Source organism: Gottfriedia acidiceleris (assembly GCF_004138285.1).
GTDB lineage: Bacteria > Bacillota > Bacilli > Bacillales > Bacillaceae_G > Gottfriedia > Gottfriedia acidiceleris_A.
Map to the genome: position 1 here is coordinate 329,900 of NZ_SCFN01000001.1, position 15,438 is coordinate 345,337.

The following is a 15,438-nucleotide window of genomic DNA, read 5'->3' on the forward strand; positions in this document are numbered from 1 at the left end:
ATCAAATGGGAGAAATCCTAGTTGATTGTCTTTTTTTGTATACAGAACACTGAATTCGATATTCACTAAAGTCCACAAAGTGTTCGACTTAATCCAATTCTCTACAAAAAATAAAAAAATTGAAAAAAAGAATTAGTTATGAGATGAGAGCTTGCATGAATATAAATTTAATAAAACCTGTCTATGGAGGACTAATCATGGCTTACGTTGCAATCTATACAGTTGGTAGGCTAAAACACCCATATGACCACTCTGCCTCTCGTCAATTTTTTTCTGTAGGAAATGATATATTTCGTCAGGCTACGAAATCAGGACACATGATTGATGCGTTTTCATCTGATGGAATCTCTCTCCCAAAAGAAGCTAGTGAGGGGGACGGTTATCCTATACTTACACTAACGATATGGAGGAACCTAGAATCCTTATATCGTTTTACGTACACAGGTCACCATAAGCAAGCGTTGAGAGAGCGAAGCAAATGGATGGAACCTTATGAAGAGAAGCACCTTTCATATGTTGTGTGGTGGACCGAGAAGCAAAGTGATGTTTCGTGGGAAGAGGCCTTTAAAAGATATGACTATTACATTCAAAATGGAGCAACTCCTACTGCATTTGATTTTAAGCATGCATTTGATCAATATGGTGAAGCGCTAATAATTAAGTAGTAATAGATTGCTAGATAAATTGTATCTTAATGATAAAAAAGTAGGAATTTTACAAAAATATAACAATTCCTACTTGATTTATAGGAATACTTGTATTAGTATTTTCGTAAATTATATTATTAAAAGAAAAGGGGGAGAAAAATGAATAACTTTCTGATCTGCGTAAATGTCGCTATATTATTAGTACTTATGTATGGCTTGTATTTTATGCAAAAGAAGCATGTATCTTTTTCAAAACGTGTATTCACAGGTTTAGGTTTAGGTCTTATTTTTGGTTATATTATTCATTTAATTTATGGAACTGAACATGACGTTACAGTTGGAACAATTGACTGGTTTAGCATTGTTGGTAGTGGCTATGTAAAACTATTACAAATGATTGTCATGCCACTAGTATTCGTTTCAATTGTCGGAGCGTTTACAAAATTAAAATTAACTAAAAATATCGGTAAAATTAGTTTCTTAGTTATTGGAATTCTGCTAGGCACGACTGCTATCTCGGCGGCAATAGGAATTGGTTCTGCGTTAGGTTTCGGACTTGATGGCGTAAAGCTATCTGCTGGTGCCGCAGAGACTGCTAGAATCACAGAATTGCAAGGACGTGTACCAACTGTAGAAGCGATGACAATTCCAAAACAAATTCTTGAGTTAATTCCAAGTAATCCATTTTTAGATTTAACTGGTGCTCGTGAAACATCTACAATTGCAGTTGTAATTTTTGCAGCAATTGTGGGAATTGCCTACCTTGGCGTAAAACGTAAAGAGCCCGAGACTGCAGAGTTTTTTGCTAAAATAATTGATACGCTTTATACAGTAACGATGAGAGTCGTATCGTTAATTCTTCGTTTAACACCTTATGGAATCTTAGCAATCATTACAAAAGTAGCAGCAACAAGTGATTATGATGCAATTGTAAAATTAGGTAAGTTCGTAATAGCGTCTTATGTCGCTTTAATCGTAATGTTTATTGTGCATTTATTATTATTATCATTTGCAAAACTAAGCCCAGTAAGATATGTGAAAAAAGCCTTACCAACTTTATCATTTGCATTTACCTCACGTACAAGTGCTGGAACATTACCAATGACAATCAAAACACAAACAAAGGATTTTGGTGTTTCAGAAGGGATTGCAAACTTCGCTGGTTCGTTTGGACTTTCAATCGGTCAAAATGGATGTGCTGGTATTTATCCAGCAATGTTAGCGGTTATGGTAGCGCCAACAGCTGGTGTTGATCCTACAAGTGCATCATTTATTATCTCTCTAATATTAGTAGTAGCAATCAGTTCATTCGGTGTAGCTGGTGTCGGTGGAGGAGCAACTTTTGCAGCTCTTATCGTACTATCAGTTATGAATCTTCCAATTGCAATCGTTGGACTACTAATCTCAGTTGAACCTCTAATTGACATGGGCCGTACAGCTCTAAACGTTAGTGGAGCAATGACATCAGGTATTCTGACAAGTAAGGCTACAGGAGAATTCGAAAAAGAAGTTTATCAGCAAGCTAATGTTGTAGATGTTGTAGAAGCATAAAGTTAATTAGTTAAAATGGATAGCCCGAATTGGCTATCCATTTTTTTTTGAATAAGCCAAGATTTAAATTTGAGACCAATTTAAGAAAATAAAAGAAGATTGAAAGAAGTATCCTAGCCATAGTAGAAGAATATCAAACTTTACAAACTACGAATCTTACCTTTATACTTAAAGTAATTGGAATTTTCTTTCAATTATAAGTAATGTAATTTTGAATTTAATTTTCAAAAAACGAAACGATTAGGCCTAAGCAAGTTTGGATATTTTATCTTAATGGGAGGAGATTTAAATTGGCTCGAATGACTCGTAGTATTGTAACGTCAACACTATCACTTGCTTTGGTTATTACAACAGATTCTGTCAGCTATGCTCAAACAAATGTAGAGAAAACCTCAATCCAGGCAGAGGTGAATGGAATGAAACAAATCAAACATAGTGATAACTTTCCCGTGTTGAACAAAGTAAAATGTCCTGAGGAAGTTGGATTTTCATCTGAGAAATTAAAACAAGTAGATGAATTGATCCAGCAGGATGTAAACAATGGTTTTCCGGGTGCAGTTCTAATAATTATCAAAGATGGGAAAATTGTAAAAAACACTGCTTATGGATACTCGAAAAAATACGATGGGCTGTCACCACTGAAACATCCTCAGAAAATGAAGACTAATACAATGTTTGATTTGGCATCAAATACTAAAATGTATGCAGTTAACTTCGCTTTGCAACATCTTGTTAGTATAGGAAAAATAGACTTGAATTCAACTGTACAATCATACTTTCCAAATTTTAAAGACAAAACAACTGATATGATTAAAGGGAAGGATACCCTACGCTTAATTGACATTTTACACCACACTGCTGGTTTTCCAGCTGATCCGCAATATCACAATCCTACTGTAGCAGGTTCCTTGTATACACAAGACCGTAATGAAACATTTGAGAAAATCGCTGAAACACCTTTAGAATACGTACCTGGTACGAAAAACATTTATAGTGACGTAGACTATATGATCCTTGGTTTTATTATTGAGAAAGTAACTGGAAAGCGGCTAGACGACTATGTAGAAAATACGATTTATAAGCCGTTAGGTCTAAAACACACAATGTTTAACCCTTTGCAAAAAGGATTCAAACCGAAAGATTTCGCGGCAACCGAGTTAATGGGGAATTCACGTGACGGTGTCATCACCTTCCCAAATATTCGTACATACACAATACAGGGAGAAGTGCACGATGAGAAGGCTTACTACTCTATGGGTGGCGTATCTGGTCATGCGGGGCTTTTCTCTACGACAAGCGATTTGGCGGTTCTATTGCAAGTAATGTTAAACGGAGGTGGATATGGCAAAGTAAAACTATTTGATCAAAAGACGGTCAATCAGTTTTCAGCACCTTCCGATTTAAACCCAACATACGGCTTAGGGTGGAGAAGAAATGGCTCCCCAAGTATGTCGTCTACGTTTGGATTGTACGCAAGTCCAAATGCGATTGGACATACCGGTTGGGTAGGCACGCTGACCATTATAGATCCAGATAATAATTTAGGGATTGTCTTATTGACCAATAAAAAGCATTCACCTGTAATTGATCCACTAACAAATCCAAACAAATTTGAAGGTGATGACTTTGCTACGGGACAATATAAAGCTGTGGCGACTGCTGTATATGAAGCATTGATTAAGTAAATTTGGAATGCTTTGTTGATTTATTCTTGAACTAGGAAAGAGATTAGAGCACTTATCTTTAAAGGAAAGCAAGAAGCAATAAAATATGGTTTTAAAAAATGAAATTGAACTAGTACATTTCATTAACTGCATATAAATTATTAAAAGCTGTCTTTTTAGATAGCTTTTTTTGCTTCAAAAACAATTAGGTATGACAAAGAATTATCATATAAGGGATGTGAAAGTAGATGTTGATTTTGTTATTTACGATACCAATCATTTTATTAGGATTATTTTGTTTATGGGTTTCCATTTTCAATAAAAAAAAGCTTTTAAAAAGGATAATTTATTTCTTATTAGGAATAACACTGGTAATTATCGCGATTTATCTATTAGATTTCTATTTGTTTTTTCGCCTTTAGTGGGACCTTCGTTTTGTTTAAGAAAATGAGTTTCTATTCAACTCCTCAAATTATTTTAGACGAACAGAAATAGAACCTATGGTAATATTAAATTACATATCTTTCCAAATAAGTAAAAAATGAACTGTTTTTACTTCGGATCTAATGAACTTTCTTGAGGTAGCTAATAAAAAATATAAAAATACATAATATAAAAATACTAGTGAAGAGGAGTATAGAATGAAAGAATTTTTACAGCTTTTAAAAAAAGGTAATAAATCTGCATTATTAGCAGCAATTGTTAACGCTGTAATAGCGATAATAAAAGGAATAGGGTTTAGTATGACGGGAAGCGTTGCACTTTTTGCTGAGATGATGCATAGCGCCGCCGATACTGCAAACCAACTCTTTGTATTTAGCGGTTCAGCTTTAAGTAAAAAGGCACCAACAGATCGGTTTCCAAATGGATTTGGTAGACTTGTTAATTTAGTTTTGCTAGGAGCAGTATTAATAGTAGGAATAATGGCGTATGAAACGATTGTCGAAGGAATCCAGCATATCATACATCCAACTCACTCTTCAGGACTGGCTATTACCCTTGCTATTTTAGGTGCTTCAGTAGTGCTTGAAGCATTTGTCCTTTACAAAGCAATGAAAGAAATTAGTCATGAATTAGGAATAACAACAAGTGGTTTTGGAGTGGTTACCGAGGCAATTTCTAATTTAGGAAAAGCGAAACCAGCTACAAAATTAGTTTTCTTAGAAGATACAGTAGCAACTCTAGGTGGATTATTAGCGATGATTGCTGTAATCATTGCTTACTTTACACCACTTCATCAAGCGGAAGGTATTGCTTCTGTCATCATCGGTATTTTGATGTTCCTTGTTGTTGGAAAAGTATTTCTTGATAATGCTGCAGGGGTAATTGGTGAATCAGATGAAGAAATGGAAGACAAAATCGGTGAGATAGTAATGGAAGATCCAGATGTCAAAGATATTCAAGCTCTTACGGTTGTTAAAGAGGGTGAGGATTTACATGTTGAATTAGAAATTGAACTTGACCCTAATTTAACAGTAGCTCAAGCAGATGACATAAAAGACCGATTAGAAGAAAAAATTATGAAAGAAAAAGGTGTAACTGACGTAATTATTGAATTAGACGAAGATGACGGAATTCAGAATTGGACTGAAGATAATAAAACAGAATTAATCGAAAAATAGTAAAGTTTGAAACGGCAAATATCTTTTTTGTCGTTTCTTTTGTTAATTGGAGATGCTTGTTTAAATCTATTGAAAAATTGTCTAAGGGGATAAAACATAATGAATTTAGAAGAATTCAAAAAGCGTTCGTTAGAAGAAGATGATTGGGCACTGGGATGGGAAGCAATCGATGAAGTTTATATGAGGAAGGAATCCTAATTTGGTTACAGATATACATAGGATAAAATCATATTTGTAGATCCTTTTGAAGTGAGATTTATATAGAATGAAAAGGACCTGTAATTTCAAAGTCCTTTTCATTCTAGAATAACTAGACTCTAAAGTTACCCTTCTAGATCATCACTTAAATCAGAAACATCGTTATTTATTTCTAATTCTTTTTCTCTCTCCTTATTAGTTACCTGGTAAGGTTCGCCTCTTTTGTATTTTTTGGTTCTTTGATCATAAGTAAATCGACCTTTATACTCTCCTATAAATGAATAAAACTTGAAACCTGTACCCATAGAGTCCTTATCATCTGTTAAAAAAGCGACAATACTTTGTCCAGCTTTTGAATTTGATATACCTTCAATTGATATTTCAAGTTTTTCTTGTAATTCTAATTCTGTTAAATTATTAAACTTTTTATCTAGGCCAAAATCTTTTTTTGAGATTTCTCCACCATATTCTAATATTGTTATTGTTTTTCCTTTCATTTTTTTGTCACCAGATAGAACATTCCTTATTTTAAATGTTAATTTTGTATACGGTGTACCATGGCTCTCCTCATCCATATGCACATATGGTTCCGTTGCGATAACAGTACCTTTAACGACTAAATTAGAATCTTTCATTAATGCATTAGTACTATCAAAATCACCAAAAAGTAATGCACTTGAAATTACTTTATTATTACTTTTATTATTATCATTTTTGTTAATAGATATGTTATTTGATTGTAGTTTTGTATCCTTACTCGATATTGTAGTATTTTTATTATCAAAATCTTTTTTTATATCATTATTTTCTACTAAACCCTGAGTTGACTCAACTACTTTATTAGACTTCTGATTTTGATAAAAATAGAAAATTATCAAGCATATTGAAAACATAACAAAAATCTTAAAAATTATTTTTTTCTTAAACAAATTATTTTCCTCCTTATCGATAAATATAATTTATTCCATTGAATTGATCATTTAGGGGAATATTCGTAGTTGAAGAGTTACCATTAGCGTGCATTAAATTACCGGAGATATTTGTGTGATCTAAACCGAATGCATGTCCAATTTCATGGGCATGAACGAGTCTTTTTTGCCAATCGCTTAATTTATTATAGGTCAGAGATTGAATATCAATTTTTACCCAGTATCAATCAGTTTTTGAAGCATCCACGTTTTTATTGCCATACATAAAATATGTGTAGGCAGCTACTGTATTATTTACTGATGTTTTTTTATATACATCTATAACGGAAGACGATTGAGTAGTTGTTTCTCTAAAAGAAATAGGTGTTGTAATAGTTCCATAGATCCATTTATTCATAGCATCTTTAAATTTTTGTTTTTCTGAACCTAATGAACTATCTAGAAAATAATATTGTCTATTTTGTCCATAATGACCTACACCATTAACTAGTTTGTGGCCATAAGTATTATAGGCATACGACGTTTTGATCGGGATAGAGAAACTTGTTAATATACAAACTATAACAATTAAACTTGTAAATAATTTTTTCATACTCTCTCCACTTTATAAATTTATTTTCAAAATAGATGTGGAATTTATTTACTGTACATATATATATTACCAAATCATACTTGTAGCATCGTGCGAATAAATGAATTGTTTGTGAATGTTTTAACAAAAAAATGTGTAGTGTTTGTTTTCTCATAAATCAATAGATTCTTAAAGGATTCAATCAAAAAGGAAAGAATTATATTAATTGAACAAACTTTTTTGATGAAAGTTTGTTACGAAGTTGATAGAGATATTACATTAAGATGTTAAAATACATGTTTTAGTTAAAGGTATATTAAGGAAAAATTATCAAAAAGATAATAAGTAGTTTTCTTGTATAGTAGTGTTAGGGGAATTAGGACAATTCTATGTCTTAAAGTGAATTGGATAATTCTAATCTACTAAAACGTACATAAAAAGATAAATCTTAGAATGAAAATGAAGGGTTCTTTGAAAAACGTGAAATTATGTAATCGGTATGACGAGGAGGAATGATCATGTTTGAATTTGAGAATATAGAACAGTTTGCAAGAATAAAAGTTATTGGTGTTGGTGGTGGAGGAAATAACGCCGTCAACCGAATGATTGAAGACGGAGTAGAAGGCGTTGAATTCATTGCTTTTAATACAGATGCACAAGCACTAAAACAATCAAAAGCTGAAATTACAATGCAAATCGGTGCAACGTTGACGCGTGGTTTAGGAGCAGGTGCAAATCCTGAAATTGGAAAAAGAGCTGTAGAAGAAAGTAAGTCGCAAATTGAGGAAGTACTAAAAGGAGCAGACATGGTTTTCGTTACAGCTGGAATGGGCGGCGGAACAGGTACAGGGGCAGCACCTGAAGTCGCAAAAATTGCTCGAAAGCTAGGTGCTTTAACAATTGGAGTAGTAACTCGCCCTTTCAAATTTGAAGGGAAAAAGCGTGCAACAAATGCTGAAGGTGGAATTAAGGAACTTAGAGAAGCGGTTGATACATTAATTATCATTCCAAACGATCGGTTATTGGAGCTAGTTGACAAAAAAACACCGATGCTCGAAGCATTCCGTGAAGCGGATAATGTACTTCGACAAGGGGTTCAAGGGATTTCCGACTTAATAGCAGTACCTGGATTAATCAATCTTGACTTTGCTGATGTTAAAACCGTCATGTCTCATAAAGGGACAGCCCTAATGGGAATCGGTATTGCAAAAGGTAAAGATCGCGCTACGATTGCTGCTCAGAAGGCATTAAATTCTCCTTTACTTGAAACTTCAATTAATGGAGCTCATGGTGTAATTATGAATATTACAGGTGGACGTAACTTAAGTCTGTTTGAAGTACAAGAAGCTGCAGATATAGTTGCTTCTGCATCTCATGAAGAATTAAATATGATTTTCGGTTCGGTAATCGACGAAAACTTAAAAGATGAAATTATTGTAACAGTAATTGCTACAGGATTTGCGGATAAAGAAGAGAAAATGGTAAGAACTCCTTCTAGACCAATCGAAGAAGCACCTAGCTTATACAATAGAGAGCAACGATTCCAACAAGATCAGAGGTATCGTGTAGACCAACAGCAAGATTACGGCCGCTATAATGATCAACAAGACTCCGGTCGATACACAGAACAGCAAAATTATGGACGTTACAATGAACAAAAAGATCCTAATCGATATAATGATCAACAAGATTATGGGCGATATAATGATCAAACTGATTACGGCCGCTATAATGAACAGCAAGATTATAACCGTTACACAGAGCGACAAGATAATAATCGTTACACAGAACAACAGGATTACGGCCGCTATAATGAGCAACAAGAATATGGTCGATACAATGAGAAGGAAGATTCAACTTCATATATTCCGGCTTTCTTACGTAATCGAAAAAACAGAAATAGATAGATTTATAGATGTAAAGAAGGACATGAGTTTGTTGCTCATGTCTTTTTAATTTGGCTCTTTTGGTAGGAAAAGAGATGATATTTAAATTCTCATTCAACTCCATGGCTCTACAAACGTAAAACCATTCCATTTTACTCCGATTTACTGTTGATTTTTGCCCTATCTTTATTTCTTTTTTTCTTCCAATCTATAAATACTAATAATAATGGACCTGTACAAAAAAATAATACCTGTAACAAAAGAACATACAATTTATACTTATGAAACTCCGGTCCAACTATAATCAATACCGTAAACATTATGTAAGAAATTATAATTACTATTTTTTTGCTAATTTCATAATATTATCCTCCTGTTTCAAATTGGTTGTTGCTATGACACTCCCTACACCAGTTACCGTAGAAGTTAAAATTGAATTAATCTTTTTCAAAACTATCTCCTAATTTTTTTAGTAAACGTTTACGAAAATATGTTAACATCTAAAAAGGTAAAATTCACCAATACTCATTGTCATTTTTGTTAACTTTTTCACATTTTTCAGCAGTCATTCTGGAGATGTAAGCTTAGTAAAAAATGCATTATGAAATCGATTCAAAAAAATTAAAATTATTAAAACTTTTTTAGCTCTCAGGAGTCTAATGTATAGAACATCGAGATGGAGGGATTGAAATTGCAGAATCATAGTCTAGTGAAAAGGGCTATCAAAGGAGATGAGCAAGCATTTTTGGCAATTATGCATGAGCATAAATTGTCATTATATAAAACTGCATTAGCTTACTTGAAGAATAAAGATGAGGCAATTGAAGCAATTCAAGAAGTAACCTTTAGAGCTTATCAAAACATAAAAACATTGAGAGAACCAAATTATGTAAAAACATGGCTTATTCGGATTATGATTAATTACTGTCAGGATTATATAAAGAAGAATAATAGAGTAACCTTCGACGATGAATATATTTCACAGCTAGGTACGAATGAAGACTATAACTATATTGAAATAGAAGAAGCAATGTCACAGCTTGATGATACACAGCGGCAGTTATTACATTTAAAATATTTTCACGATGTCAAAATCAAAGATATTGCAATTATGTGGAATCGCCCGGAAGGTACGGTAAAGACTTGGTTAAATAAAGCATTGAGATCATTACGAGGAATTCTTGAAGAGAAAGGAGAAAATGGCAATGTTTGAAAAAGAAGAAAGAGAATTAAAAAATTTGAAAGAAAAATACGAAAACGTCGATATACCTTTTGATGAAATTGACGAGGCTATACAAATTGGTTTTCAAAATGCGAAAGAAGTTAAGATGATCACAGAACCGAAACAGAAATTTAGAATTTGGTCAATAGTTGCAGCAGCCATTTTTCTTTTTGGAATTCTAGCCAGTATACGTGTATCTCCTACGTTTGCTGATTATTTAACAAAAGTACCGGGAATGGAGAAAATTGTTGAAATGGTTCGTGTGCGTCAAGATAAGGGATTAATTTCAGCAGTAGAAAATAAATATATCCAAAAGATTGGCACATCACAAGAAAAGAATGGTATTAAAGTTACAATCGATTCTGTAATTGCTGATGAACAAGACATCGTTTTATTTTATACGATTGATAGTAAGTCAAAGCAGAAAAATTTCGTAATAAATGCAGCATATCTTAAACCGAGTAATGGAGAAAAATTACCAGAACACTCATTATCTTTTGGAGGTACTGTCGATAAAGTTAGAGGACAATATACAAGCACAGTTGAATACGATTTTAATAAACCATATGAACAACAAGATTTTAATTTAGTTTTAAATATTAAGAATGAAAAGCAATCAGCACAATTTTCGATTCCACTTTCAATAAAAAAGCATGAAAAAACGAATCAAATATATGAACTTAATAAAACGGTAATGATTGAAAATCAAAGGATTAAAATTAAAAAAGTTACAATCTATCCTCTTCGTGTAGCAGTGCAAGTTGAAATGGATCCAAGTAATTCAAAGAAAATACTAGATTTCACTGATATAAAACTTGTTGATCAAAATGGTGAGGTATGGTCTAAAATAACAAATGGTACTACTGCTAAAATTATTAGCGATAATGAAAGAATTGTCTTTTTACAGAGTAATTACTTTAAGGATCCAAAAGAATTATATTTTGTCATAAATAAACTTCAGGCAATTGATAAGGAAGATGAATACCTTATAGTTGATACAGAGAAACAAAAAATTCTGAAACAGCCAAAGGGTAATTATTTATCTGACCTAAAAAAAGAAGGAGATACTATATTTTTTACTTTGAATACAAAAAAGGAATTTAATTACGACATGATTGGATCAATCTTTGATGCAAACGGAAAAGAGATTGAAATTAATGAATCCTATATGGAAGGCAATGTTAGTAATAAGCAAAGAATAGGTTTCAAGATTTCATCTCGTCAAAAGTATATGAATCCGATAAAAATTAATCTTGTATCTTTTCCTTCATATATCGAAGGAGATGCTAAAATAAAGGTTAAATGATTTAACTTAACAGACCGATATAGGAAAAACAAAAACGCAATCTTTTCTATGAATATTTAGAAAAGATTGCGTTTTTAAGTTACTACAGACTATTCACCTTACAGTACGGTTCAGGTGGATAGTTATGTTTAAACTTTTCAAAATCCCAAGTTCCAAGGAATTTTTTTGCGGCTTGGTATCCATTTGTGAAAAGTGCTTCTTTTTCTTTTTTAGTTAAATTGAAATCTGTACTTGATATTTCAACAGTTGGGATTTTTATTGTTCGTTCATTTACTTCTTTAGTTAGATGTCGGATGTCGTGTGCTTGTCTCATCGTTATAAATATTGATTTGTAAAATGAAATTGGGTTATGACCATCCAGCGGTTTCCCAATTATTTCTTCATCTATTAATCGAAAACCAAAAGTCGGCCATTCTTGATGGTCATCGAAAATCCATATTGGAAAATTACTTAGAATTCCACCATCAACAATTAATATTGGATTATCATAAATAGGAGATTTTAGTTTAATTGGTTGAAAGAAAAAGGGAATTGTACCGCTCATTCTAACTGCTTGGGAAATTGTTATATCTTTTGCTGATAAGCCGTAATCAGGTAAATCGTCAGGTAAAACGACCATTTTACCATTACTAATATCTGAAATAATGATTTTTAATTTTCCTTCTTCTAAATCATCGAAATAGCGAATTCCTTTTTTGGATAATAAAGCTTCTAACCATTTTTCCTCAAAGTCATTTTTATATAACCCATTTTTAAATAAGATATTTAATCCTAATCCGATTAAAGGAATAAAGTGCAACCATGTTTTTGTAATAAATTTCTTATAATCTAGATGATCCATAATTTCCTTTAATTCTTTCCCTGTATAGCCACATGCTAGAAGAGTAGCAACAATAGCCCCAGCTGAAGTACCTGCCAAACGTGCCCATTCATAACCTTCTTCTTCTAAAGCACAAATAGCACCAACATGCCCAATTCCTCGAACTCCTCCTCCTTCAAAAATACCATCTACTTTCATTTTGTTACACCTACCTTTCAGGAAAATGAATTATACTAATATAATATATGGGAGTTCTGTTTAAGTGTGATTAGCTATTGATGCAGTCATATTTATCAATTAATTTATTTTTTGGGAAATAATCTGACAATCTTTGCAGATGAATTAATATTTCAAATAGCTAAGGAAACTTCATTTGATATAAAATTACGGATGAAACATTCAAAAAGTTGTAGAAATATTTATATGATGAATATTTTAAATTCAATATGAAATACTAACAGCAATCTGATAGTTTATATCAGAAAATTTTATTAAAAGGGGCTACATATCATGGCAAACAGATCTTCAAATCAATATGTTTCACCAAATGCTGAATCTGCAATCGATCAGATGAAGTATGAAATTGCAACAGAATTTGGAGTACATTTAGGTCCAGATTCAACAGCTCGTGCAAATGGTTCTGTAGGTGGAGAGATTACAAAGCGTTTAGTTCAAATGGCTGAACAAAGTCTCGGTGGCTATTCAAGATAAAAGGTTTAAGTAGAGAGATGAGTTAATTAAAGGTAATTCGTTACCGATTGATTAACTCATCTCTTTTTGAATCTTTTAAAAAATTTTATATAATTTAACTAACACTAAAACAAAAGATAGGGTAAAAAGGATGTTAACTAAAAAATATCAATAGAATTTTTTTAATTTGTATTAATATAAGTAAAAATGAGTCGATATAAGTAGAGAGAAAATTAAAATAATTTGGTATTATTAAACTAAACTCAATATAGCTATAGAGAGAATTATATTGAGTATATAAAGAGATAGAAATAAATGGGGAGTTGCAAGTATGAAATCAACTGGAATTATTAGAAAACTAGACGATCTTGGAAGAATTGTTCTACCGAAAGAGCTAAGAAATACAATGAATTTAGAGAACAATGCTCCATTTGAAATTCATTTTGAAGAAGGTATGATTATTCTTACAAAATATGATGAAAATTCCGGTCTAAGTGGAATTGTCAGAAGACTAGATGACTTAGGAAGAATTGTTTTACCAAAGGAATTAAGAAAAATGTTAAATCTAAATAAATATGAACCATTTGAAGTATTTATTGAGGAGCAAAGAATTATCCTTAAACAATTTGTTTCGAGTAATGCTTGTATGGTAACAGGAGTTATTGATGAAAATAATTTCTCGTTTGATGGAAAGATTGTAGTAAGTAAAAACGGTGCTGAAATTCTTATTAAGGAATTACAGGAATACATAGCTAAATAAAAAATCTCTAAAAGTGCTCTTTTATTTTTAAACAAAGTAGAAGAGCACTTTTTTGTTTGAATTTAGTTTTAAGGAATAAGAGTTTATCATTTCTAGAGTAATATAAAGAATCTCTTTTTTGTGTTCTCAACGATTTACTACAAATTTGTTAAAACCCTCTAAAATACACCAAGATAATAAGACACTACATAAAATGATAATTTCCATTTTTCACATCTCCTTATATTTGTTCTACTTTCGTTCTACTTTTTTAGCTTTCTAAGTTTTTAACTATTAAATATTAAGATTGTATGTTCTGTTTTGTTTGGATATTTTTATTATACACGAACACTTATTCTAATGTAAGTAGTTTTTTTAGAAATTATAAAGATTTTTTTGCGAACGTATAATCAGAGTAGGTCGTTTGTTCGTATCAGTGACAATCTACTTTAGCAGATAGCTTAGGATAAACCCCAAAAATACTCCTTTAATGCAAAATAACTAGTGATTTTTTGTGCTCATTTCTGAATTGAAAAAGTATGTTTCTTCCATAAATATGGTAGGATATGGTTATGGAAATGTTAGAAGGAGAAATCGTATGGGCCTAATAGAGAATCAAAAGCACTTCTTTGAAAAATATAAAATAGATGAACAGGATTTTGAAAAATACTGTTTAGACTGGTCGAAATATATTGAAATTTATAATGAATACATATCAGAAATACCGAATCTTGAAACGGTAGCCACTTTTATTTCGGAAATACTACGTAAAAATCCTGAAATTCATACAGTGAAATCGCGAATAAAATATCCTGACCATTTAATTGAAAAGATTATTCGAAAGACAATAAAAGGCAAAAAATCAGACTCATCATATGAAATCAATGTTTCGAATTATAAATCAGAAATCACAGATCTAATTGGTATAAGAGCATTACATTTATATAAATACCAAGCTGCAGATATAGACAAAACAATTAGACAAAATTGGAATTTACATGAAAAAGCGACTATTTACCATCGCTTAGGAGATATGACAAGTGAACAGCATATTGAAGAAGAAAAGTTCCAATTTTTAGTTCATGATGCTGGATATCGATCATGGCATTATGTGATTAAGTCGCAAATGACAAAAGTTAATTATTTAGCTGAAATTCAAGTAAGAACGATATTTGAGGAAGGCTGGAGCGAAATAGATCATCAACTAAGGTATCCTTATGATTTAGATAATGAGATATTAAATGAACAGCTTTTAATCTTAAATAGGCTTTCGGGTGGGGCAGACGAATTGGTCAATTCAATCCTTCATACTAAGATGACGATTTATCAACAAAACGAAGAAAAAGAATTTCGTGATGAAAGAATTCAGGAATTATTAGATGAAATTTCTAGTTTGTCAGAGGATGGAAAATTAACCTTAGCGGATAAGAAGTCATTAGAAGAAAAAATTAAGCAATTAGAAGTTAAAAAGATTAAAGTAAATTATAGTAATCTGTTTAATAATCGATCAGTTGAATATCACTTTAAAAGAAGAATATTTCCTAGCGATTTTTAAATAATTGTTATTAGAGGCCAAGGCTATATGCTTTGGTT

General features: G+C 31.9%; 13 protein-coding genes and 1 pseudogene. 10 read left to right on the top strand and 4 right to left on the bottom strand.

All coding sequences use genetic code 11. From position 1 onward, the window contains the following. Positions 1–197 precede the first annotated feature (197 nt). From EP747_RS01535 to EP747_RS01550, 4 genes are all read left to right on the top strand, one after another. The gene (locus EP747_RS01535; RefSeq protein ID WP_129688217.1) at positions 198–665 is read left to right on the top strand and encodes a DUF3291 domain-containing protein; all 468 of its coding nucleotides are present in this window, start codon (positions 198–200) and stop codon (positions 663–665) included. A 141-nt stretch (positions 666–806) separates the two neighbouring features. Further along, positions 807–2,198 (top strand): L-cystine transporter, encoded by a 1,392-nt coding sequence (locus EP747_RS01540; protein WP_129688218.1) that lies wholly within the window; start codon positions 807–809, stop codon positions 2,196–2,198. Between the two features lie 416 nt (positions 2,199–2,614). After that, positions 2,615–3,883, top strand: a complete 1,269-nt coding sequence (gene pbp4b / locus EP747_RS01545; RefSeq protein ID WP_235832749.1) for a penicillin binding protein PBP4B — start codon at positions 2,615–2,617, stop codon at positions 3,881–3,883. 620 nt (positions 3,884–4,503) lie between these two features. Next, entirely contained in the window at positions 4,504–5,484 is a 981-nt protein-coding gene (locus EP747_RS01550; protein WP_129688219.1) for a cation diffusion facilitator family transporter, read from the top strand. Between the two features lie 323 nt (positions 5,485–5,807). Here the strand turns inward: EP747_RS01550 and EP747_RS01555 are convergent, their stop codons facing one another. From EP747_RS01555 to EP747_RS01565, 3 genes are read right to left on the bottom strand one after another with little or no spacing between them, the layout of a single operon-like run. Then, on the bottom strand, positions 5,808–6,611 hold the full coding sequence (locus EP747_RS01555) for a hypothetical protein (protein ID WP_129688220.1): 804 nt from the start codon (positions 6,609–6,611) through the stop codon (positions 5,808–5,810). Positions 6,612–6,624: 13 nt separating this feature from the next. Then, the gene (locus EP747_RS25280) at positions 6,625–6,822 is read right to left on the bottom strand and encodes a matrixin family metalloprotease (protein ID WP_129688822.1); all 198 of its coding nucleotides are present in this window, start codon (positions 6,820–6,822) and stop codon (positions 6,625–6,627) included. 12 nt (positions 6,823–6,834) lie between these two features. Further along, positions 6,835–7,203 (bottom strand): hypothetical protein, encoded by a 369-nt coding sequence (locus EP747_RS01565; protein WP_129688221.1) that lies wholly within the window; start codon positions 7,201–7,203, stop codon positions 6,835–6,837. A gap of 497 nt (positions 7,204–7,700) precedes the next feature. Between EP747_RS01565 and ftsZ the strand changes: the two are divergent. The 3 genes and pseudogenes from ftsZ to EP747_RS01580 all read left to right on the top strand — a co-directional run. Continuing rightward, positions 7,701–8,649: pseudogene (gene ftsZ / locus EP747_RS01570) on the top strand (cell division protein FtsZ); the annotation flags it as partial. A 1,110-nt stretch (positions 8,650–9,759) separates the two neighbouring features. Next, positions 9,760–10,281 (top strand): sigma-70 family RNA polymerase sigma factor, encoded by a 522-nt coding sequence (locus EP747_RS01575; protein WP_235832723.1) that lies wholly within the window; start codon positions 9,760–9,762, stop codon positions 10,279–10,281. Next, positions 10,274–11,596, top strand: coding sequence for a DUF4179 domain-containing protein (locus EP747_RS01580; protein ID WP_165346770.1), 1,323 nt, complete (start codon positions 10,274–10,276; stop codon positions 11,594–11,596). Before EP747_RS01575 ends, EP747_RS01580 begins: the two co-directional genes overlap by 8 nt. An 82-nt stretch (positions 11,597–11,678) precedes the next feature. Here EP747_RS01580 and EP747_RS01585 read toward each other — a convergent pair whose 3' ends face one another. Continuing rightward, positions 11,679–12,614, bottom strand: a complete 936-nt coding sequence (locus tag EP747_RS01585) for a patatin-like phospholipase family protein (protein ID WP_129688224.1) — start codon at positions 12,612–12,614, stop codon at positions 11,679–11,681. Positions 12,615–12,926: 312 nt separating this feature from the next. Between EP747_RS01585 and EP747_RS01590 the strand changes: the two genes are divergently transcribed. The 3 genes from EP747_RS01590 to EP747_RS01600 all read left to right on the top strand — a co-directional run bounded on the left by EP747_RS01590 (position 12,927) and on the right by EP747_RS01600 (position 15,400). Next, complete coding sequence (locus EP747_RS01590; protein WP_088013782.1) at positions 12,927–13,127, top strand: alpha/beta-type small acid-soluble spore protein; 201 nt, start codon at positions 12,927–12,929, stop codon at positions 13,125–13,127. A 310-nt stretch (positions 13,128–13,437) separates the two neighbouring features. Continuing rightward, a complete protein-coding gene (locus EP747_RS01595) occupies positions 13,438–13,866 on the top strand; it encodes an AbrB/MazE/SpoVT family DNA-binding domain-containing protein (RefSeq protein WP_235832724.1) in 429 nt (142 codons plus the stop codon). A 577-nt stretch (positions 13,867–14,443) separates the two neighbouring features. Beyond that, on the top strand, positions 14,444–15,400 hold the full coding sequence (locus tag EP747_RS01600) for a hypothetical protein (RefSeq protein WP_165346772.1): 957 nt from the start codon (positions 14,444–14,446) through the stop codon (positions 15,398–15,400). The last annotated feature ends 38 nt before the right edge of the window (positions 15,401–15,438 follow it).